This is a genomic window from Caballeronia jiangsuensis (assembly GCF_046030135.1).
Taxonomy (GTDB): Bacteria; Pseudomonadota; Gammaproteobacteria; order Burkholderiales; family Burkholderiaceae; genus Caballeronia; species Caballeronia jiangsuensis.
Genome location: NZ_JAQQDB010000005.1, coordinates 59,652 through 80,089, shown reverse-complemented (window position 1 = coordinate 80,089; position 20,438 = coordinate 59,652). Strand labels below are relative to the sequence as shown.

Here is a 20,438-nt window from a genome sequence, read left to right as displayed (position 1 = left end):
TCACGCTTTCAGCCGATGCGCGAACTTCTTGCGAAACTTCGCGACTTTCGGCCCGACGACCGCCGCGCAATAGCCCTGATTCGGATGCTGCGCGAAATAGTTCTGGTGATACGCCTCGGCCGGATAGTAGTCGTCGGCGAGCGGCACGACCTGCGTGACGATCTTGCCGCCGAAGACGTCCTCGCGCTGCAGTTCGTCGATCACTTCGAGCGCGATCTTGCGTTGCTCGTCCGAATGCGTGAACACGGCCGAGCGATACTGCGTGCCGACATCGTTGCCCTGCCGGTTGAGCTGGGTCGGATCGTGCGTCGCGAAGAAGATTTCGAGCACTTCGCGGTAGCTGATAACCGACGGATCGAACACCACCTTCACGACTTCCGCGTGACCGGTTTCGCCGTCGCAGACCTGCTCGTACGACGGATTCACCACCTTGCCGCCCGCATAGCCCGATTCGACCGACTCCACGCCCTGCACCGCGAGAAACACGGCTTCGGTGCACCAGAAACATCCGCCGCCGAGCGTCGCGGTTTCCAGTCCCGCTTGTTGGCTAGTTTGGGTCATAAGGCGCAACTCCTCATCAAGTGCATGCGGCCATGCCGCGGATCATGCATATGGATGCATCCGGCCTTTTCTTCAACCTTCCGGATACGATGAGTCGAGCTTACTGGGTTTGGCCGCACGGCGCAGAATGCCCCCTCGCCGCAGAAAACTTGCTGCGGGAATACGGTCATTTGGCGGCCGGCGACTGCCGATTCCGATAGAATCGAGACAAATCTCCAGCTTTTACATGACTTCTGAAAAGGTTCTTCCGACTGAAGCGCGACGCGCGGCCGGCTCGGCAGCACATGACACACTCGACCGCCCATTTGCCTGCTCATCTGCCAAATGACACGCGCCAAAAGCCCTAATTTCGACCCGACCGCGTTTCGCGCCGCGCTCGGCCAGTTCGCGACCGGCGTCACGGTCATCACGACGCGCACCGAGTCAGGCCAGTTGATCGGCATCACCGCGAGTTCGTTCAACTCGGTATCGCTCAATCCGCCACTCGTGTTGTGGAGCCTCGCGACGAAATCGGCGTCGATGCCGGTATTCCGCGCGAACAGCCACTACGTGGTGAACGTGCTCGCGTCGTCGCAACTCGACCTGTGCCGGCGTTTCGCCACGGTCAAGGGTGACCGATTCGCGGGCGTCTCGCACGCCGCCGGCGACACGGGCATGCCGGTGCTCGACGGCGCGCTCGCGTGGTTCGAATGCCACAACCGCAGCCGCTACGACGAAGGCGATCACGTGATTTTCGTCGGCGAAGTGGAGCGATGCGGCGTGCGCGAAGACGCGACGCAAACCGCGCCGCTCGTCTTCCACGCGGGCGGCTTCCATACACTGGGAACGCTGGAATAAACGCTCAGGGCGTGTGCGGGCGTCCCGGCTGCTCGATCAGCGCGACCGGCACGCCCGCGTCGTCCTTCATCGTCTGAAGCACGATGTTCGAGCGGATGTCGATCACGCCGGGCGCCTTGTAGAGCTTCGACAGAATGAAGTCGGAGTAATGCTTGAGGTTGTGCGCGAGCACGCGAAGCACGTAATGCGTGTCGCCGGTGACGACGAACGCGCCGACCACTTCCGGCCATTCGCGCACGGCTGCCGCGAACTTCTCGTGCCAGTTTTCCTGGTCGTTGCGCATCGAGACGTGGACGAACGCCTCCAGTTCGATGCCGAGCCGCTCGCGGTCGAGGCACGCGCGATAGCTCGCGATCACCCCTTCCTCTTCCAGCAGCCGCATTCGGCGCAAGCACGCTGACGGCGAGAGCGAAATGCGCTCCGCCAGGTCCAGGTTACTGATCCGTCCATCTTCCTGCAGTACCGCCAGAATTCGGCAATCTGTTGCATCGAGCGTGAAGCCGGTCATTTTTGAGTCCCCTAGCCCGTTTCATCGAATTATGTTCTAAGCGCGCCACTTTTGGGTGGTTATTTCGCAAGCACGTTTCGAGATAACGCGACTATGATTTGACGCATCTTCACAAATTCTGCTAGGGCGCGTCATGACGCTTCTGGACATTTCTCCGCCGATCGACACCGCCACGCCCGTCTGGCCGGGCGACACGGCGGTCGGCATCGAGCGCGTGTGGCGCATGGAGGCGGGCTCGCCGGTCAATGTCGCGCGACTCACGCTCTCGCCGCACACCGGCGCGCACGCCGACGCGCCGCTTCACTACGACGAGCACGGCAAGCCGATCGGCGAAGTCGCGCTCGACACGTACATCGGCGAGTGCCGCGTTCTGCACTGCATCGGTGCTTCGCCGCTCGTCACGCCCGAACACGTCGCCGCGCATCTCGACGGCATTCCGCCGCGCGTGCTGCTCCGCACGTATGCGAACGCGCCGCTCGACGCTTGGGACAGCGCCTTCGCCGCCGTCGCGCCGGAAACCATCGACTTGCTGGCCGAAAAAGGCGTGAAGCTCGTCGGCATCGACACGCCCTCGCTCGATCCGCAAGACTCGAAGACGATGGATGCGCACAAGCGCATCCGCGCTCACGGCATGGCGATCCTCGAAGGCCTCGTGCTCGACGCCGTCGCGCCCGGCGATTACGAACTGATCGCGCTGCCGCTCAAATTCTCGACGCTCGATGCGAGTCCGGTTCGGGCCGTCCTGCGTCCGCTTTCCTGATGATCTTCAAATATATGGACTTTTCGATGAAACATCGTGACGAAGCAGCGGCGCTCGACCGCGACGATCCGCTCGCCGGCCTGCGCGACCAGTTCGCATTGATCGACGGCGTGATCTATCTCGACGGCAATTCGCTCGGCGTGCCGCCCAAAGCGTCCGCCGCGCGCGCCGCCGACGTGATCGCCGCCGAATGGGGCGAAGGCCTGATCCGAAGCTGGAACACGGCCGGCTGGTTCGCGCTGCCCAAGCGTCTCGGCAACAAACTCGCACCGCTCATCGGCGCCGGCGAAGACGAAGTCGTCGTGACGGACACGATCTCCGCGAATCTCTTCAAGATTCTGTCGGCCGCGCTCAAGCTCGCGAACGAACGCGATCCGAAGCGGCGCGTGATCGTCTCCGAACGTTCGAACTTTCCGACCGATCTGTACATCGCGCAGGGTTTGATCGAGCAGCTCGATCGCGGTTACGAGCTGCGTCTCGTCGACGATCCCGCAGAATTGCCCGCCGCAATCGACGAAAACACCGCGATCGCGATGATCACGCACGTCAACTACCGCACCGGCTACATGCATGACATGGTCGCGCTCACGCAGACGATTCATCGCGCGGGCGCGCTCGCCGTGTGGGATCTGGCGCATTCGGCGGGCGCGGTGCCGGTCGATCTGAACGGCGTAGGCGCGGATTACGCGGTGGGTTGCACGTACAAATATCTGAACGGCGGACCGGGCTCGCCCGCGTTCGTGTGGGTGCCGAAGCGCCATCAGAACGCTTTCTCGCAGCCGCTTTCGGGTTGGTGGGGGCACAAGAAGCCGTTCGAGATGAACCCGGTGTATCGCCCGGACGACGGCATCGGCCGCTTTCTCTGCGGCACGCAGCCGATCGTGTCGATGTCGCTCGTCGAATGCGGGCTCGACGTGTTCCTGCAAACCGACATGCAAACGCTGCGCCGCAAGTCGCTTGCGTTGAGCGATCTGTTCATCAGGCTGGTCGAGGAACGCTGCGGCGAATTACCGCTCTCGCTCGCGACGCCGCGCGAACATGCGCAACGCGGCTCGCAGGCGAGCTTCGAGCATCCGAACGGCTATGAGGTGATGCAGGCGCTGATCGCACGCGGCGTGATCGGCGATTATCGCGAGCCGCGCATTCTGCGCTTCGGCTTCACGCCGCTCTACACGCGTTTCGTCGATGTGTGGGACGCCGTCGAAGTCCTGCGCGATGTGCTCGCGACCGAAAGCTGGCGCGCGCCCGAGTTCGCCGAGCGCGCATCGGTGACCTGAGAGGAACGTCGACATGAGCAATACACAAGGCTGCCCTTTCGGACATGGCGCACCGGCCGCAACGCAGGAAAAAGGCTGGCACGACGCCAAGCTCGATTTCTCCGATTCGATGAGCTACGGCGACTACCTCGGCCTCGATTCGATTCTCAACGCGCAGCATCCGCTCTCGCCGGATCACAACGAGATGCTGTTCATCGTGCAGCATCAGACGAGCGAGTTATGGATGAAGCTCGCGCTCTACGAGTTGCGCGCGGCGCTGGCGGCCGTGCATCGCGACGAACTGCCGCCCGCGTTCAAGATGCTCGCGCGCGTGTCGCGCATCTTCGAGCAACTGGTGCAGGCGTGGAACGTCCTCGCGACGATGACGCCCTCCGAATACACCGCGATGCGCCCGTATCTCGGGCAGTCGTCGGGGTTTCAGTCGCATCAGTATCGGCAGATCGAGTTCATGCTCGGCAACAAGAATGCGCAGATGCTCAAGCCGCATGAGCATCGGCCGGAAATTCTCGAACAGGTGCGCGAGACGCTCGAAGCGCCCTCCTTCTACGACGAAGTGATCCGCCTGCTCGCCCGGCGCGGCTTCGAGATCGATCCGGCGCGCCTGAATCGCGACTGGTCGCAGCCGACGACGCACGATCCGTCCGTCGAGGCGGCGTGGCTCGCGGTGTATCGCGATCCGTCGCATCACTGGGACTTGTACGAGATGGCCGAAGAGCTTGTCGATCTGGAAGACGCGTTCCGGCAATGGCGCTTCCGGCATGTGACGACGGTGGAGCGCATCATCGGCTTCAAGGGCGGCACGGGCGGCACGGCGGGCGCGTCTTATCTGCGCAAGATGCTCGATGTCGTGCTGTTTCCGGAGCTTTGGCACGTCCGCACGGTGCTTTGAAGCTTCAGGCGAGACGCGCGGCCAGCGCCTTCAGCCTCGGGCCGATCGTCTCGCGAAAATACGCCTCGTCCATCGACGACGCCGGCCCGCTGCTCGACAGCACGAGCCAGCGTCCGTTGCGCAGATCGCGAAACGGCGCGGCGATGGCGTTGACGTCGTCGTGCCAGTCGCGGAACGAATAGCAGCAGCCGTCGCGCGCGAAATCCTCGATCGCGCGGCGGGCGGCATCGACCTTTGCCTCGCCTTCGTTTTTCCCGAGTTCGTCGAACAGCGCCTCGCGCGCCGCCGGTTCCTGCACGGCGAGATACGCGCGGCCCATCGAACTCGTGAGCATCGACAGGCGCGAGCCGGGCGCAAGCCCGAGCGTGAGCGCCGTCTCGCTGCGGATCGTTTCGAGATAGATCATGTCGAGCCCGTCGCGGCAGCCGAGCGAAACCGCCGCGCCGATCTCCCGCGCGAGCGCGCGCATGTGCGGGCGGGCGAGTTCGAGCGTGTCGGCGCCCGCGAGCAACGTGAATCCGAGCGACAGCACTCCCGTGTCGAGCGCGTATTTGCCCGCGGGTTCGTCGAAGCGCAGATAGCCGAGTGTCGTCAGCGTGTAGGCGAGACGGTTCACCGTCGCCTTCGGCAAACCGGTGCGATCGACGAAATCGCGGTTGCCCAACAGCGACTCGCCCGGTCGGAACGCGCGCAGCAAATCGAGCCCGCGCGCGAGTGCGACGACGAACTTGCGCTCGTCGATCTCTTCGGACGATAAATGGCGCGATGAAATCGACGCTGAATTTCGGTTGGAATCGGCTGGCATCGGGTGATAAACTCCAAACTGGATTTGCAAAACATTGTTTCGCTTAGCGGAACTCATGTCAAGCGCCCCGCGCGCCGGCGGAACGGACAGACCTGCATGGATCCCGACACGCTCCCGGCGCTTTTCGATGTAATCAGGAGATAGCACATGGCCGACGCCGCCCGATTCAACTGGGAAGACCCGCTCTTGCTGGATCAGCAACTGACCGAAGACGAACGCATGGTGCGCGACGCCGCGCGCGCTTACGCGCAGGACAAGCTACAGCCGCGCGTGATGCAGGCGTTTCGCGAGGAAAAGACCGATCCGGCGATCTTCCGTGAAATGGGCGAACTGGGTCTGCTCGGACCGACAATCCCCGAGCAATACGGCGGTCCGGGCCTCAACTACGTGTGCTACGGCCTGATCGCGCGCGAAGTCGAACGCGTGGATTCGGGTTATCGCTCGATGATGTCGGTGCAATCGTCGCTCGTGATGGTGCCGATCAACACCTTCGGCAGCGAAGCGCAGAAGGAAAAATATCTGCCGAAGCTCGCGCGCGGCGAATGGATCGGCTGCTTCGGCCTCACCGAGCCGAATGCAGGTTCCGATCCGGCCAGCATGACGACGCGGGCGAAGAAAGTGCAGAACGGCTTTTCGCTGTCCGGCACGAAGATGTGGATTTCGAACTCGCCGATCGCGGACGTGTTCGTCGTCTGGGCGAAGCTGGAGGAAGACGGCCGCGACGAGATTCGCGGCTTCATCCTCGAGAAAGGCTGGAAGGGTCTGTCGGCGCCGGCGATTCACGGCAAGGTCGGCTTGCGCGCGTCGATCACCGGCGAAATCGTGATGGATGAAGTGTTCGTCCCCGAAGAGAACATCCTGCCGGACGTGCGCGGGCTCAAGGGTCCGTTCACCTGCCTGAACTCGGCGCGTTACGGTATTTCGTGGGGTGCGCTCGGCGCGGCCGAAGCGTGCTGGCACACGGCGCGGCAATACACGCTGGATCGCAAGCAGTTCGGCCGGCCGCTCGCGGCGAACCAGTTGATTCAGAAGAAACTCGCCGACATGCAGACGGAAATCACGCTCGGCCTGCAAGGCGTGCTGCGCCTCGGCCGGATGAAGGACGAAGGCACTGCGGCTGTAGAGATCACGTCGATCATGAAGCGTAATTCGTGCGGCAAGGCGCTCGATATCGCCCGGCTCGCGCGTGACATGCTCGGCGGCAACGGCATCTCCGATGAATTCGGCGTCGCGCGTCACCTCGTGAATCTTGAAGTGGTCAATACGTACGAAGGCACGCACGATATTCACGCGCTGATTCTCGGCCGCGCACAGACGGGCATTCAGGCGTTTTTCTGAACGAGCTTAGTTCACGATCGGGAAGGGCCGGCGCGGTTGCGTCGGCCCTTTTGCTTTTCGTCGTTTGTAACTTTCGATTCGCGCCTGAAACTTTTACGGGTCAGATCGTATCCATTCCAGACGATGTCCATGCATCGTCGAGGCGCGAGCGACTGGAACGGAACCTGCGTAAATCCACGCGGCAGGATGCACGCCTCCTCGTCAGCGATCCCATCTTTGGTTACGATGCCCGTAGCCTTACCGATTGGAGCCTTTTATGTCAGAAATCAACAAGGAGCGATTCATGTCGGATATCAAATCTGTACTCGCTGACGCCGAAGATCTCTTGAAGCAAGCCGCTACCGCCACCGGCGAACGCGCTTCCGAATTGCGCGAGACAGCCCTTACCCGCCTGAAGCAAGCGAAGGAAAAAGCCGCGGACGCACAGGTCGTCGTGATCGAACGAGGCAAGAAGGCCGCGCGCGCCACCGACGATTACGTGCACGAGCATCCGTGGGCGTCCATCGGCATTGCGGCGGGACTCGGCATGGTGATCGGGCTTCTGATCAACCGCAAATAAAGCCGTCTTGCCGGGTCAATGGCCCGCGGATTGCTAACCCGCTTCTTGTCGCGGTCCCCGCTGGACTGAACCGCGAGCGCCCTGCCCGGGCGCGCGGCTCGACACTCGCACCGGCCGGCCGCTTCACGCGCCGACCGGACCCACAAAAAAGCGGCACCAACGCGCTCCTCGCATTCAAGCCATGACGACCGATCGGCCCACGCAGCAATCGTCCCCCGGACCGCTGCGACGAATTCTGAGCTCCGCCTTCGCCATCTTCGAGACGCGCCTTGAACTCATCGGCATCGAGCTTCAGGAGGAAAAGGAGCGGCTCATCGGCGTGCTTTTCCTCGGGCTCGCCGCCATGATGCTCGCGATGATGGCGCTCATATCTCTCACGGTGCTGATCGCCATCTTCTTCTGGGACACGTATCGCTGGCAGGCGCTCGGCGGCATCACCCTTCTGTATGCGCTGATTGCAATCGCATGCGGTCTGCGCGCGCGCAGCAATCTGCTCGATGCGCCGAACATGTTCGACGACACGCTCGCCGAATTCCGTAAAGACCGCGACACGTTCCGCTGATCTCCGCGCCCGACATAAGCCATGAGCCAAAACGACGACACCTTCAGAGCGCCCAAGCGCGACAAGATGCAGAAACTGCGCACGCCGCACATGCGCGCGCTGCGCAAGGAACTGCTGATCGCCCGTGCGGATGTCGAACGCATGGAAATGCGGCAAGCCACACTCGACCTGCGCGCGTCGGTCACGCACTTCAGTTTCCTGCGCTTTCTGATGCCGGGCGGCGGCGCGCGCCGGTGGGGCAAGCGCCGTGCGTCTCCGGGCGGTATCGGCGGCATCATCAGTTCGCTGCTCGGCTCGGGCAATATCGGCGTGCTGCTCAAGCAGTATCCGATCATCGGCTCGGTCGCCTCGCTCGTGCTCACCAAGCCGGTGCGAACGAAGCTGCTGCGCAGCGCGAAGCCCGTGCTCAAATGGGGCGGCCTCGCGCTCGCCGGATGGGAAGGCTGGCGCATTTATCAGCAGATGAAGACCGCCACGCCCGACGCGCCTAGTGACGCGGCCGATCCGACCGTTTTCTGACATCGGCATCAGCCCTTTCCCACCCAGCACGCCGCCGACTGTGCCGCATCGAGCGGATCGGTCGTGCCCGACGTGTGATTCCAGCGTAGTCCGGTGGCGTCGATGACGAAGGCGCCGCAGCCGTCCTCATACATCGGGCCCGCCGCGATGGGCACGGCTTCGATCGCGTAGCCGCCGTTCGTCGGCGATTCCGGGAGCACGGCGACGCGATACACCGTCGCACCATTCGAAGGCGCCTGATCGAGTCCTGCGCTCAGCGTGATGGCATCGACGCCCTCCGATGTCTGCGCGAGCCGCGCCGTTTCGACGAACTGAACGGCCCGCGTCAACGCCGACGCTGCATCGACGCGATGCGCCTTCGCGACATGCGTCCGATACGCGGGAACGGCGAAAGTCGCGATGATCGCCGCGACGGCCAGCGGCGACCATCAATTCAAGCAGGCTGAAGCCTTTCTCTTTCATGTCGATCCTTCAAAACGGCCGGCCGACGACGCGCCGCCAGTGACTTGTGCTGGTGCCGTCCGCAACCTCGATCCGAAGCTGTAGCCAGACTTCGGAATCGGGCGTCGCGCCGAAACCGCGCGCGGTGATCAGATAGGACGTGGCCGTCCATGCTTCGATCAGGCACTGCGGCGCGCGGCGCGCGTACGGCCATGAGGCGAACGGCGCGATCGCGGCAGCGGAAGGCCCTTCGAACGATGTCTTCATGCGCCATCGCGACGGTTCGTCGTTCGGCGACGGGCTCGTCGCAGGCAACGCGAGCGCCAGCATCCGGCTGCATCGGATGAGCGCGCTGTCCGCTGCATGGAAGGCCTGCACGCGCTCGCGCGTTGCGATGGCCGCGCGTGTCGCAACGAGCGATGCCTGGAGCCCGGCGCTTGCGGTGCCAGCATCATCGCGGCGAGAATCAGGACGATCGGCAACGTGGCGCCGCTTGAACGTGAACGGCGTTTCACGGCGCGTCCCCGGATGCATTCGCCGGCGCATTGCGAATCGCGACGCGCCGCCAGAATGTCTGGCGAGCGCGGCCGTCGTCGGCGAAGGCGGGCGCGCCGGTGCAATCGACGTAATTCGTTCTGCGCTTCGTCTGCGTGGCGAAACCGCGCACGAGCACGCAAATGTCGGCGGCGTAGGCATCGCGCCAGCGCTCGCGTGCGACCGCCGACGCGTCCAGCGCCGATGGCGAGCCCGTCAGCCAATACATCACCCGAAGCCGCTCGATTCCTTCGACGACCGGTTGCGCCTGCCTGCCGCCGCCTTCGCAGTAAAGCTCGGGTTCGCCGGACGAACTGCTGGCCTTCGCGTAGAAGCGGTTCGTGACGAAAGCATCGGCGACGGTCTGGCCGATGCAATCCGTCGGCACGCCGCCGCTCGACGCCCACGTGGACACGACGTCGGCGGAATAGCGGATCTGCACGCCGTCCGAATGGCTCGCAAGAACTTCGCACGAGGCAGCCGTATCCGCGCCGACGACGCGGCCTTGCGCGCAACCGAAGATCGGTGCGTCGGCGTTGGGGCCGAGGTTCGATGCGAATCCCGCCATCTGGATCTGCTGGCCGAGCATGTCGAGCGCGATCGATCCGGCGTCGTGGATGCGCGCGGCGTCAGTGGCGCGCTCGAACGCGACGCGCTGTGCCCGAATAAAGCGCCAACGACGCGCTCACGATCAAAATGCCGAGCGCGAGCGCGATCGTCATCTCCAGCAGCGTATGGCCGCGCGACGCGAAGAGGCGTGGAGTCATCGTGCGAACGCCACCGAAATGCACGACGTGAGCGGCCTGGCGAGTGGCTCGGGACACGGATCGTACCGGTCGTCGGCGCGCCAGCTCACCGTGGCGATGTGCACGCCGTCGGCGCGATCGAACACGGCTACGTCGCCTGCCGGCAGCATCGACGACGCCCTCGCCTGCCATTGCGGCACGATCGCCGCGCGATCCGTATCGCCGCGCACGCCCTCCGCGACCGAATCCGCGATGAGCGCCGCGCGCTCCCGCAGCAGCGCCGCCCGCTCGCCCCGTGCCAGTCCGCTCTGCACCGCGACCAGCCCGAGCGCGGTCACGGCCGTGAGCGTAAGCGCGATCATCACTTCGATCAGCGAGTCGCCGCATTGCGCGCGCTTCATGCCGACGCTCCGCAACCGCCCGGCGTCATGCGCGCCCGCCCGCCTGCCGCGAGCCGTATGCATCGGCGCGACCCGGAATTCGCCGCGGAATCGGCGCTGCGCGGGGCGAAATCGAAACTCCGGAATCCGCCGATCACCTGCCCGGCGGGCGGCGTGAAAGACAGTTCGGTCGATGTCGCGGCGATTGCAACCGACGTCATCGCCGGCTGCATGCGCAGAAGCGTCGAAACACCGTCGCGATCGACGAACACGCCCCATCCGCACGACCAGTCCGTGACGCCGGCCTCGCAGCTTCGCCCCGCCGCGAGGCAATGACGCGACGCGTCGATCCGGCATAGCGTGACGCGCGCGCCGCGCCTGACCGATTCGGCACGCGCAAGCGAAAGCGTGGAAAAAAGCGAGCGCGCCCGCGCATCGACCTGATCGCGCACCTGCCAGGCTACGAACGACGGCGCGGCGAACATCGCGAGAATCGCCATCACGGCGAGCACCACGCACAGTTCGACGAGCGTGAAACCTTGATTTGAAGCGTTGAACATCTGCATTCCTCATCGATCTGATCGGGCCGAAAGACGCAATCTAGCGAGAAGGAATGCGCGCCGCCATTCGCCGAATGGCCGAGTGTTCACGCGATCCGATGCCCGGCACACTGCGCGAGCGAAGTGCAGGAATTCAGGCTTGGGAGAGAAACGATGCGGAAAGGTTCAGCGCTTGCGCGAAGTCGATTTCTTCGGCGCGGCACGCCGGAATTCATCGAGCACGTCTTCGAATTCGGAGACGTCTTCGAAACGCTTGTAGACGGAGGCGAAACGCACGTAGGCGATGGTATCGAGCTGCCGCAACTCGTTCATCACGAGTTCGCCGAGACGTTCGCTCTGCACTTCGCGCTCGCCGCTGCCGAGCAACTGATACTCGATGCGGGACGCGGCGGCGTCGATCGCGTCGGCTGCGACCGGGCGCTTTCTCAGCGCAAGCTGCATGCTCGCGACGATCTTGCGACGGTCGAACTCGGTGCGGCTGCCGTCCTTCTTGACGACGGACGGAAGCGCCAGTTCGACACGCTCATACGTTGTGAAGCGCTTGTCGCACGAGGGACAGCGCCTGCGCCGCCGAATGGCCGCGCCATCCTCCGACACGCGAGAATCCACGACCTGGGTATCTTCGTGTCGGCAGAATGGGCAGCGCATCGGCGTTGGGCTCGCGAATTAACGGTAGACCGGGAAACGCTTGGTCAGATCGGCCACTTGCGCGCGCACGCGCTCGATGGTCGCCTGGTCTTCCGGATTGTCGAGCACGTCGGCGATCAGGTTGCCGACGATTTCCGCTTCCTTCACGCCGAAGCCGCGCGTGGTCATCGCGGGCGAGCCGAGGCGCACGCCGCTCGTGACGAACGGCTTTTCCGGATCGTTCGGAATGGCGTTCTTGTTGACCGTGATGTGCGCGGCGCCGAGTGCGGCTTCGGCGGCCTTGCCGGTGATCTTCTTGGCGCGCAAATCGACGAGCATCACGTGGCTTTCCGTGCGGCCCGACACGATGCGCAGGCCGCGTTTCACCAGCGTTTCGGCCAGCACGCGCGCGTTGTCGATCACCGCTTGCTGATACGTCTTGAACTCCGGCGACAACGCTTCCTTGAACGCGACAGCCTTCGCGGCGATCACGTGCATCAGCGGCCCGCCCTGAATGCCCGGGAAAATTGCTGAATTGATCTGCTTCTCGAACTCGGCCTTCATCAGGATCACGCCGCCGCGCGGGCCGCGCAGGCTCTTGTGCGTGGTCGTGGTGACGAAGTCCGCGTGCGGCACCGGGTTCGGATACACGCCCGCTGCGACGAGACCTGCGTAGTGCGCCATGTCGACCATGAAGTAAGCGCCGACGCTCTTCGCGATCTTCGAAAGACGCTCGAAGTCGATCTTCAGCGCAAACGCCGACGCGCCCGCGACGATCAGCTTCGGCTTATGTTCCTTGGCGAGCGCTTCGGTTTTTTCGTAGTCGATGTCTTCGGCTTCGTTCAGGCCGTAGCTCACCACGTTGAACCACTTGCCCGACATGTTGACCGGCGAGCCGTGCGTCAGGTGACCGCCCTCGGCGAGGCTCATGCCCATGATCGTGTCGCCCGGCTTGAGCACGGCGAAGAACACGCCCTGATTGGCTTGCGAGCCGGAATTCGGCTGCACGTTCGCCGCTTCGGCGCCGAAGAGCTGCTTCACGCGATCGATCGCGAGCTGCTCGACGATGTCGACATATTCGCAGCCGCCGTAATAGCGCTTGCCCGGATAACCTTCGGCGTACTTGTTCGTGAGTTGCGAGCCCTGCGCGGCCATCACGGCCGGGCTCGTGTAGTTTTCCGACGCGATCAGCTCGATGTGATCTTCCTGGCGACGGTTTTCCTGCTCGATCGCCTTGAGCAATTCGGGATCGACATTGGCGAGGGTACTTTCGGCTCTGTCAAACATACGTTTTCCGTGAGTTCAAAACAGGTTGACCGGATCGCGCGTGCGCCACGTTTGATGCAGACGCAAAAGACGCTGGAAACCGATGGAGTCCAGGCGCGACGGATAGAGGATGAATCCGGTTTCGCGGAACGGACAGCCACCGGCAACGCAACGACGGCGTGCGGATCTCAGCTGCCCAGGCGAACGGCAAAACGACGCTCCGCGCTTCCTGGTGGGTCGCTCCACCTTGAATCCGAAGATTCTATCGCCAGTCACGCGGGGTTTGAGCGTTGTAGTTTAATGGGCGGGCAGGCTTTAGGCAACCGGCTTCCGGCGCGATCGGGCGCGCCTGGAACCGCGCTTAAAGCACGATCGTTCGCGCTCGCGATTGCTTGCCGCGCCGCATCAATGGAAGTACCCTTTGCGCCGTCGCCGGATGCGCTCCGGCTTTACTCATTTCACCCCGTTCGGAGTCCGCTCATGATCGTTTTCGTCACCGGCGCGTCGGCCGGATTCGGCGCCGCCATCGCCCGCACTTTCGTGAAGGGCGGCCATCGCGTGATCGCTGCCGCGCGTCGCAAGGAGCGCCTGGTCGCGCTGTCGAACGAGCTCGGCGACGCGCTCCTGCCGGTCGAACTCGACGTGCGCGATGAAGATGGGGTCCGCAACGCCATCGCGTCGCTGCCCGAGGCGTTCGCCCAGATCGACGTGCTCGTGAACAACGCCGGCCTCGCGCTCGGTCTCGAACCCGCGCAGCGCGCGAACCTCGACGACTGGAAAGGCATGATCGAGACGAACTGCACGGGACTCGTGACCGTCACGCATGCGATCCTCCCCGGCATGATCGAGCGCAATCGCGGACATGTGTTCAATATGGGATCGGTGGCCGGCACGTATCCGTATATCGGCGGGAACGTGTACGGCGCGACCAAGGCGTTCGTGCGGCAGTTCAGCCTGAACCTGCGTTCCGACGTCGCCGGCACCGCCCTGCGCGTGACCGACATCGAACCGGGGCTCGTGGGCGGCACCGAATTTTCCAACGTGCGCTTCAAGGGCGACGACACCAAGGCGGCGACCGTATACAAGGACGTGCAGGCGCTGACGCCCGAAGATATCGCCGATGCGATCTACTGGATCGCCACACGTCCGGCGCACGTGAATATCAATGCAATCGAGATGATGCCGGTCGCGCAGACCTTCGCACCGTTGCAAATTCACCGCGGCTGATTCGGGTATATGCCCAAGGTTTTGGCAGTCGTGCTTCCGGTTCCGGTAAAATGCCGCCGATGAATATTTGTCAAAAAGCGAGCCGGAGCGGGCCGATCAGCCTCCGCGCGAGCGGAGCGGCGCAAAGGTGAGTGATTCGTTGACTTTCGATTGGCCGGTTCGGGTGTACTACGAGGACACCGACGCCGGCGGCATCGTCTTCTACGCGAACTACCTGAAGTTCTTCGAACGGGCGCGCACCGAATGGCTGCGCGCGTGCGGCATCGACCAGCAGCGTCTCGCAGAGTCGAACGGCATCGTGTTCGTCGTGCGACGCACGTCCGTCGAATACGCGTCGCCGGCGCGTCTGGATGACGTCATTCGCGTCGTGAGCCGCATCGAGCGGCTCGGACGCGCATCGGTGGATTTTCATCAGGAAGCGTGGCGCGACGGCGTGCTGCTCGCGAGCGGCGACATTCGCGTCGCTGCGGTGGATCGCGCGTCGATTCGTCCGGCCGCCATTCCCGACGGCGTGCTCGACGGGTTGAAGCGCGGCCCAAACGCCGCGCCCGTCACCGCGTCATGCGGCGCGAATCCGGATCGGGCCTGAACGATGAACACATCGCACCCCGAAGCGAACCAGGGCATCGGTAACAGAGGAAGCACTAACGAGCATGAGCCGGTCAAGGCGCGGCTTTCGTTTGATTCACATCCCTTTCACGAAAGCATGATGCTTTGAGCGGACGCCCCTTGCGGGACGTAACAGCGGACCTTTATGAACAATACACAAGACCTGTCGATCATTTCTCTCGTCATTCACGCGAGCCTGCTCGCGCAGGCGGTGATGGCGCTGCTGCTGTTGCTGTCGCTGCTGTCGTGGACCTTCATCTTTCGCAAGTGGTTCGCGATTCGTCGCGCGCGGGCGCAAACCGAGCGTTTCGAGCGCGATTTCTGGTCGGGCGGCGACCTGCAGGCGCTTTATCAGAGCGCGGCGAATAATCGCCACACCATCGGTGCGCTGGAGCGTATCTTCGAATCCGGCATGCGCGAATTTCTGAAGGGCAAGGAGCGCCGCATCACCGATCCGGGCGCGATCCTCGACGGCTCCCGCCGCGCGATGCGCGCCGCGTTTCAGCGCGAGATGGACGTGCTCGAGGCGAATCTCGCGTTTCTCGCGTCGGTCGGCTCGGTGAGTCCGTATATCGGTCTGTTCGGCACCGTCTGGGGCATCATGAATTCGTTCCGCGGACTCGCCAACGTGCAGCAGGCGACGCTCGCGAACGTGGCGCCGGGCATCGCCGAGGCGCTCGTCGCGACCGCGATTGGCCTCTTCGCCGCGATTCCGGCGGTGGTCGCATACAACCGTTACGCGCACGATATCGACCGTCTGGCGATCCGCTTCGAAACCTTCATCGAAGAGTTCTCGAACATTCTGCAGCGTCAGGCGCACTAAGCAAGGAGTCCGCGATGGCAGGCCCCATTCGTTCCAGCATGCGCGGCAGCTCGCGCCGCGCGATGTCCGATATCAACGTCGTGCCGTATATCGACGTGATGCTCGTGCTGCTCGTCATCTTCATGGTGACGGCGCCGCTCGTTTCGCCGTCCATCATCAATTTGCCGACGGTCGGCAATGCGCAGCCGCAGGAGCAGCAGCCGCCTCTCGTCATCAACATCAAGGCGGACGGCAGCATGAACGTCCGCTACAAGGAAGAAGGCGGCGCGACGCAGGAGCAGAAGATGTCGAAGGAAGAGCTGAACACCTTCGTGCTCAATCGTCAGGAATCGCATCCGGATCAGCCCGTCGTGATCGCGGCGGACAAGACCGTGAAGTATGAAGTCGTGATGAACGTGATGTCCGATATGAAGGCGCGCGGCGTGAAGCGCGTCGGATTGCTCGTCAAATCGCAATGACCCTTTTGCACAGGCAGACACGCGCATCGTCCGCGCGACCGATTCGCCCGCCGCGCGAGCGTGGCACGGGCAAGGCGTTCGCGCTCGCGGCGTTGATGCACCTGCTGCTCGGCTGGCTGCTGTACCACGGCATCAACTGGCAGAACAACACGCCCGCGGGCTCGGAAGCGGAAATCTGGACCGAGATTCCGGACACGTCCGCGCCGACGCCCCGCCCCGCTCCGCCACCGCCCACGCCGGTGAAGGTGCAGCCCGCGCCGCCGCCCGCGAAGGACGAGGACGCGGATATCGCGTTGCAGGAGAAAAAACGCAAGCAGCAGGAAGTTGCCGCCCGTGAAGCGCAGCTGGCCGAGCAGCGCCGTCAGCAGGAACAGGCGCGTCAGGAAGCTGAAGAAAAGCGCCAGCAGCAACTCGCTGCCGCGGCCGCTACTCAGAAGGCCATGCAGGACAAGCAGAAGCAGATCGAGCAGCAGCGTCAGGCCGAACTGCAGAAGCAGCAGCAACAGAAGGCGCAGCAAGACAAGCAGCGTCAACAACAGCAGGCCGAAGCGCAGAAGCAGGAACAGCTCAAGGACCAGAAGGAACAGCAGGAAGCCAAGGCGAAGGCCGATGCACAAGCCAAGGCCAAGGCTGAAGCCGACGCGAAGGCGAAGGCGGCTGCGCAGGCGAAAGCCAAGGCCGATGCGGAAGCGAAGGCCAAGGTCGATGCCGAGCGCAAGGCGCGTCTCGCGCAACTGCAAGGTCAGTTGGGCGGGGGAACTGCGGGCAGCGGCGAAGGCCTCGCGAAGAGCGGCACGGGCAAGGGCGCGGGCGGCAATGCGACCTCGCCGGGATACGCCGAGAAGGTGCAGCGACGCGTGCGGCCGAATATCGTGTGGGCGGGCGAAACAGCCGGGCTCGAGACTGTCGTGTCGGTGCGTTGCTCGCCGACGGGCACGCTGCTGTCGGCGACCATCACCCGCTCGAGCGGCAACGAGCAGTGGGATCAGGCGGCCCTGCGCGCAGTGCAGCGCTCGGATCCGATGCCGGTGGATATCGACGGCAAGGCTCCCGACCGTTTCACGATTACGCTGCGTCCCGCAGGAGGCTGATCGTGCTTGAAAAGCCGCACTGTAAGCCGGCATTAAGCAGCGGGAACGAATTGTGCGAGCGCGGGTCTGTTCTGCAGTCCGCGGACACTTGAAAACGCTTTTATCTGGAACCTATACAGCATGAGTTTGATGACGAAGCTTGGCCTGAAAACGCTGGTCGCGTCCTGCCTGATCGCAGCCGGCACCGCCGCACACGCCCAGTTGAACGTACTCGTGACCGGCGTCGGTTCGACCCAGTTTCCGATCGCGACAGCCAATTTCGCCAATGAAGCGAGTTCTCCGCAGCAGGTCAGCGCGATCATTCGCCAGGATCTGCAGAGAAGCGGCAAGTTCACGAATATCGACGCGGGCGGCACGCCGGTGTCGGAGACCGATTCCGTCGATCTCGGCGCCTGGAAGGCAAAAGGCGCGGACGCGTTCGTGTCGGGCAGCGTGAACAAGCTGCCCAACGGCCAGTACGAAGTGCGCTTCCGCCTCTACGACACCGTCAAGCAGCAGAATCTCGGCGGCCTGTCGCTCGTCAGCGCCGAAAGCGGCCTGCGCATCAGCGCGCACAAGATCGCTGACTACATCTACGCGAAGCTGCTCGGCGGCCGCGGCGTGTTCGCCACGCGTCTGTCCTATGTCATTCAGACGGGCGGCCGCTATCAATTGCAGATTTCGGATTCGGACGGACAGGACGCGAAGATCGCCCTGTCCAGCCCGGAGCCGATCATCTCGCCGGCGTGGTCGCCGGACGGCACGAAGGTCGCATACGTGTCGTTCGAAAAGAAGAAGCCGGTGGTGTACATCCACGATCTGCCGACGGGACGTCGCGTGGTCGTGTCGAATCAGAAGGGCAACAACAGTGCCCCGGCGTGGTCGCCCGATGGCCGCAAGCTCGCGGTCGCGCTCTCGCGCACCGGCAACACGCAGATTTTCGAAGTCAACGCAGACGGCTCCGGCCTGCGCCGTCTGACGCAAGGCAGTTCCATCGACACCGAGCCGTACTACTCTCCTGATGGCAACTCGATTTATTTCACGAGCGATCGCGGCGGCCAACCGCAGATCTATAAGATGCCGGCGGCGGGTGAAAGCGCCGGCGCGGCCCAGCGGGTCACGTTTGCAGGCGCGTACAACACGAGCCCGCGCGTGAGTCCGGACGGCAAGCAACTCGCGTACATTTCGCGCACTGGCGGCGGCTTCAAGCTGTATCTGCAGGACCTCGCGTCCGGCACGGCGACGGGGCTGACCGACACGACGCATGACGAATCGCCGAGCTTCGCGGCGAATGGTCAGTACATCCTCTACGCCACCCAAGTGAACGGACGTGGCGTGTTGGCAGCCGTTTCGACCGACGGTCGTACGCGGCAAGTCTTGTCCGTACAGGGCGGTGTGGTGCGCGAGCCGTCCTGGGGTCCGTTCATGCAATAAGTCCAGCAATAACGTTTCACAAACAACGTTCAGCTACAACACAAGGAGAGGTACCATGATGTCGAAACTTCGTATCGGCCTGGCAGTTGCGATGGTCGGCGCATTGGCGGCGTGTCACTCGGGCGTGAAGCTCGACGAAGGCCAGAACAAGGGTGCAGTCGGCACGCAGCCGAACCCGACGGACGTGAAGCAGGTCAACATCGACCCGCTGAACGACCCGAACAGCCCGCTCGCCAAGCGCAGCATTTTCTTCGACTTCGACAGCTACGCCGTGAAGGACGACTATCAGCCGCTGCTGCAACAACACTCGTCGTACCTGAAGAGCCATCCGGAGCGTCACGTGCTGATCCAGGGCAACACCGACGAGCGCGGCACGAGCGAGTACAACCTGGCGCTCGGCCAGAAGCGTGCGGAAGCCGTGCGTCGCGCGATGTCGCTGATGGGCGTCGCCGATACGCAGATGGAAGCCGTGAGCCTCGGCAAGGAAAAGCCGACGGCAACGGGTCACGACGAATCGTCGTGGGCACAGAACCGCCGTGCGGACCTCGTGTACCAGCAGTAATCAACTTAACGTAACCAGTCACGGGTGAGTCGCCCTATGTTGTCTCGCTTTCCCTTGCTGCGCCTGGCCGCAGCCGCGTGCGTACTCGGTTCGACGATGCTGAGCGTGCCCGCGCACGCCGGCGTCTTCGACGACACCGAAGCGCGTAAAGCCGTGCTCGATCTGCGCACGAAAACTGACAGCCTGTCCAGTCAGTTGCAGGCGGCCCAGCGCACGATCCTCGATCAATCGAACCGTATCGACCAGCTCAATCAGCAGGTCGCCACGCTTCGCGGCCAGAACGAGGATCTGGCCAATCAGGTCGGAACGCTGCAAAAGCAGCAGAAGGACTATTACGCCGACCTCGACGCGCGCTTGAAAAAGTTCGAGCCGCAGCAAGAGACTGTCGACGGCGTAACCGGTTCGGTGCAGCCCGGCGAGACGGAAGCGTTCAACGCAGCGTCGACTCAATTCCGTAACGGTGACTACAAAAATGCCGCGGCGTCGTTCAAGGCGTTCGTGGCGAAGTATCCGCAGAGCCCGTATCAGCCGACGGCGCGGTATTGGCTCGGCAATGCGCTCTACGCGCAGCGCGACTACAAGGGATCGACGGCGATCTGGCAAGACCTGGTGAAGAGCTATCCGACGCATCCGCGAGCGCCCGAGGCGTTGCTCGCAATCGCGAACAACCAGATCGAGCAAGGTCAGAAGGCGGCTGCCAAGCAGACGCTTCAACAGATCATCTCGCAGTACGCCGGTACGGAAGTCGCGCAGACCGCGCAGAGCAAGATGTCGCAGGTGAAGTAAGCGAAGCGTCATCGTTTCGCGCCTCTCGAGGAGAATGCCCGCGGGCAATGAAGCCGCGGGCGTTTTTCTTTCGAGAATCAGGCTGTCCTTCGACGAACCGGGTTGACGGTTCTCGGAATTTGAGATTATAATTTTGCCTCTTTCGGGTCGTTAGCTCAGCTGGTAGAGCAGCGGACTTTTAATCCGTTGGTCACAGGTTCGAATCCCGTACGGCCTACCAAAGAATCAGGCAGAAAGCCCAGTCATTGCGACTGGGCTTTTTGTCTTTGTGCCTTCGCTGCAAGCCGGTCCATGTCCCGC

At 63.4% G+C, this 20,438-nt stretch carries 26 protein-coding genes, 1 tRNA gene, 1 pseudogene and 1 riboswitch; of the genes and pseudogenes, 17 read left to right on the top strand and 11 right to left on the bottom strand.

The window, feature by feature from the left end; translation table 11 throughout:
- Positions 1-561, bottom strand: a complete 561-nt coding sequence (gene msrA, locus PQR08_RS06930) for a peptide-methionine (S)-S-oxide reductase MsrA (protein ID WP_408161145.1) — start codon at positions 559-561, stop codon at positions 1-3.
- 324 nt (positions 562-885) lie between these two features.
- Here msrA and PQR08_RS06925 point away from each other — a divergent pair, with 324 nt between their 5' ends.
- Complete coding sequence (locus tag PQR08_RS06925; protein ID WP_187606000.1) at positions 886-1,398, top strand: flavin reductase family protein; 513 nt, start codon at positions 886-888, stop codon at positions 1,396-1,398.
- 4 nt (positions 1,399-1,402) lie between these two features.
- On the opposite strand, the gene PQR08_RS06920 is transcribed toward PQR08_RS06925, so the two are convergent.
- Positions 1,403-1,906 carry an Lrp/AsnC family transcriptional regulator gene (locus PQR08_RS06920; protein ID WP_035500753.1) on the bottom strand — a complete coding sequence of 168 codons (504 nt, stop codon included), beginning with the start codon at positions 1,904-1,906 and terminating at the stop codon, positions 1,403-1,405.
- Positions 1,907-2,039: 133 nt separating this feature from the next.
- Here PQR08_RS06920 and kynB point away from each other — a divergent pair, with 133 nt between their 5' ends.
- From kynB to kynA, 3 genes are read left to right on the top strand one after another with little or no spacing between them, the layout of a single operon-like run.
- On the top strand, positions 2,040-2,666 hold the full coding sequence (gene kynB, locus PQR08_RS06915; RefSeq protein WP_250484095.1) for an arylformamidase: 627 nt from the start codon (positions 2,040-2,042) through the stop codon (positions 2,664-2,666).
- A gap of 26 nt (positions 2,667-2,692) precedes the next feature.
- Entirely contained in the window at positions 2,693-3,943 is a 1,251-nt protein-coding gene (kynU, locus tag PQR08_RS06910; RefSeq protein WP_408161142.1) for a kynureninase, read from the top strand.
- A gap of 13 nt (positions 3,944-3,956) precedes the next feature.
- Positions 3,957-4,832: a tryptophan 2,3-dioxygenase gene (kynA, locus tag PQR08_RS06905; RefSeq protein WP_187606003.1), complete on the top strand. Its 876-nt coding sequence runs from the start codon at positions 3,957-3,959 to the stop codon at positions 4,830-4,832.
- A gap of 4 nt (positions 4,833-4,836) precedes the next feature.
- On the opposite strand, the gene PQR08_RS06900 is transcribed toward kynA, so the two are convergent.
- On the bottom strand, positions 4,837-5,637 hold the full coding sequence (locus PQR08_RS06900) for an IclR family transcriptional regulator (protein WP_187606004.1): 801 nt from the start codon (positions 5,635-5,637) through the stop codon (positions 4,837-4,839).
- A 147-nt stretch (positions 5,638-5,784) separates the two neighbouring features.
- Between PQR08_RS06900 and PQR08_RS06895 the strand changes: the two genes are divergently transcribed.
- From PQR08_RS06895 to PQR08_RS06880, 4 genes are all read left to right on the top strand, one after another.
- Positions 5,785-6,975: an acyl-CoA dehydrogenase gene (locus PQR08_RS06895; protein WP_035500746.1), complete on the top strand. Its 1,191-nt coding sequence runs from the start codon at positions 5,785-5,787 to the stop codon at positions 6,973-6,975.
- Between the two features lie 256 nt (positions 6,976-7,231).
- A complete protein-coding gene (locus tag PQR08_RS06890; protein ID WP_035500744.1) occupies positions 7,232-7,534 on the top strand; it encodes an ElaB/YgaM/YqjD family protein in 303 nt (100 codons plus the stop codon).
- A 181-nt stretch (positions 7,535-7,715) separates the two neighbouring features.
- On the top strand, positions 7,716-8,096 hold the full coding sequence (locus PQR08_RS06885) for a phage holin family protein (RefSeq protein ID WP_187606005.1): 381 nt from the start codon (positions 7,716-7,718) through the stop codon (positions 8,094-8,096).
- A gap of 21 nt (positions 8,097-8,117) precedes the next feature.
- Positions 8,118-8,615: a DUF3318 domain-containing protein gene (locus tag PQR08_RS06880; RefSeq protein WP_408161141.1), complete on the top strand. Its 498-nt coding sequence runs from the start codon at positions 8,118-8,120 to the stop codon at positions 8,613-8,615.
- Between the two features lie 8 nt (positions 8,616-8,623).
- On the opposite strand, the pseudogene PQR08_RS06875 reads toward PQR08_RS06880, so the two are convergent.
- The 8 genes and pseudogenes from PQR08_RS06875 to glyA form a co-directional block, all read right to left on the bottom strand.
- Positions 8,624-9,077 (bottom strand): annotated as a pseudogene (locus PQR08_RS06875) (type IV pilin protein).
- 9 nt (positions 9,078-9,086) lie between these two features.
- Positions 9,087-9,434, bottom strand: coding sequence for a pilus assembly PilX family protein (locus tag PQR08_RS06870; protein ID WP_250484100.1), 348 nt, complete (start codon positions 9,432-9,434; stop codon positions 9,087-9,089).
- Between the two features lie 133 nt (positions 9,435-9,567).
- Entirely contained in the window at positions 9,568-10,179 is a 612-nt protein-coding gene (locus PQR08_RS06865) for a PilW family protein (protein WP_313761176.1), read from the bottom strand.
- Between the two features lie 40 nt (positions 10,180-10,219).
- Entirely contained in the window at positions 10,220-10,357 is a 138-nt protein-coding gene (locus tag PQR08_RS06860) for a hypothetical protein (protein ID WP_313761177.1), read from the bottom strand.
- Positions 10,354-10,737 (bottom strand): type IV pilus modification PilV family protein, encoded by a 384-nt coding sequence (locus tag PQR08_RS06855; protein ID WP_250484101.1) that lies wholly within the window; start codon positions 10,735-10,737, stop codon positions 10,354-10,356. Before PQR08_RS06855 ends, PQR08_RS06860 begins: the two co-directional genes overlap by 4 nt.
- A complete protein-coding gene (locus tag PQR08_RS06850) occupies positions 10,734-11,282 on the bottom strand; it encodes a GspH/FimT family pseudopilin (protein WP_408161139.1) in 549 nt (182 codons plus the stop codon). Before PQR08_RS06850 ends, PQR08_RS06855 begins: the two co-directional genes overlap by 4 nt.
- Positions 11,283-11,441: 159 nt before the next feature.
- Positions 11,442-11,924, bottom strand: a complete 483-nt coding sequence (gene nrdR / locus PQR08_RS06845) for a transcriptional regulator NrdR (RefSeq protein WP_035500727.1) — start codon at positions 11,922-11,924, stop codon at positions 11,442-11,444.
- 18 nt (positions 11,925-11,942) lie between these two features.
- Positions 11,943-13,190 (bottom strand): serine hydroxymethyltransferase, encoded by a 1,248-nt coding sequence (gene glyA / locus PQR08_RS06840; RefSeq protein WP_238212744.1) that lies wholly within the window; start codon positions 13,188-13,190, stop codon positions 11,943-11,945.
- A gap of 166 nt (positions 13,191-13,356) precedes the next feature.
- Positions 13,357-13,455: riboswitch (ZMP/ZTP riboswitch) on the bottom strand.
- Positions 13,456-13,649: 194 nt separating this feature from the next.
- Here glyA and PQR08_RS06835 point away from each other — a divergent pair.
- The 9 genes from PQR08_RS06835 (at position 13,650) to PQR08_RS06795 (ending at position 20,358) form a co-directional block, all read left to right on the top strand.
- Complete coding sequence (locus PQR08_RS06835; RefSeq protein ID WP_238212746.1) at positions 13,650-14,396, top strand: SDR family NAD(P)-dependent oxidoreductase; 747 nt, start codon at positions 13,650-13,652, stop codon at positions 14,394-14,396.
- 139 nt (positions 14,397-14,535) lie between these two features.
- Positions 14,536-14,985, top strand: a complete 450-nt coding sequence (gene ybgC, locus PQR08_RS06830) for a tol-pal system-associated acyl-CoA thioesterase (protein WP_408161138.1) — start codon at positions 14,536-14,538, stop codon at positions 14,983-14,985.
- Between the two features lie 165 nt (positions 14,986-15,150).
- Entirely contained in the window at positions 15,151-15,828 is a 678-nt protein-coding gene (gene tolQ / locus PQR08_RS06825; RefSeq protein ID WP_061121284.1) for a protein TolQ, read from the top strand.
- Positions 15,829-15,842: 14 nt separating this feature from the next.
- On the top strand, positions 15,843-16,286 hold the full coding sequence (tolR, locus tag PQR08_RS06820) for a protein TolR (RefSeq protein WP_035500719.1): 444 nt from the start codon (positions 15,843-15,845) through the stop codon (positions 16,284-16,286).
- Entirely contained in the window at positions 16,283-17,377 is a 1,095-nt protein-coding gene (tolA, locus tag PQR08_RS06815; RefSeq protein WP_408161137.1) for a cell envelope integrity protein TolA, read from the top strand. Before tolR ends, tolA begins: the two co-directional genes overlap by 4 nt.
- 120 nt (positions 17,378-17,497) lie before the next feature.
- Positions 17,498-18,790 (top strand): Tol-Pal system beta propeller repeat protein TolB, encoded by a 1,293-nt coding sequence (tolB, locus tag PQR08_RS06810; protein WP_408161136.1) that lies wholly within the window; start codon positions 17,498-17,500, stop codon positions 18,788-18,790.
- 55 nt (positions 18,791-18,845) lie between these two features.
- Positions 18,846-19,352 (top strand): peptidoglycan-associated lipoprotein Pal, encoded by a 507-nt coding sequence (gene pal, locus PQR08_RS06805; protein ID WP_035500712.1) that lies wholly within the window; start codon positions 18,846-18,848, stop codon positions 19,350-19,352.
- A 36-nt stretch (positions 19,353-19,388) separates the two neighbouring features.
- On the top strand, positions 19,389-20,138 hold the full coding sequence (gene ybgF / locus PQR08_RS06800; RefSeq protein ID WP_187606017.1) for a tol-pal system protein YbgF: 750 nt from the start codon (positions 19,389-19,391) through the stop codon (positions 20,136-20,138).
- Positions 20,139-20,282: 144 nt separating this feature from the next.
- Positions 20,283-20,358: transfer RNA gene (locus tag PQR08_RS06795), tRNA-Lys, on the top strand.
- Positions 20,359-20,438: the final 80 nt, after the last annotated feature.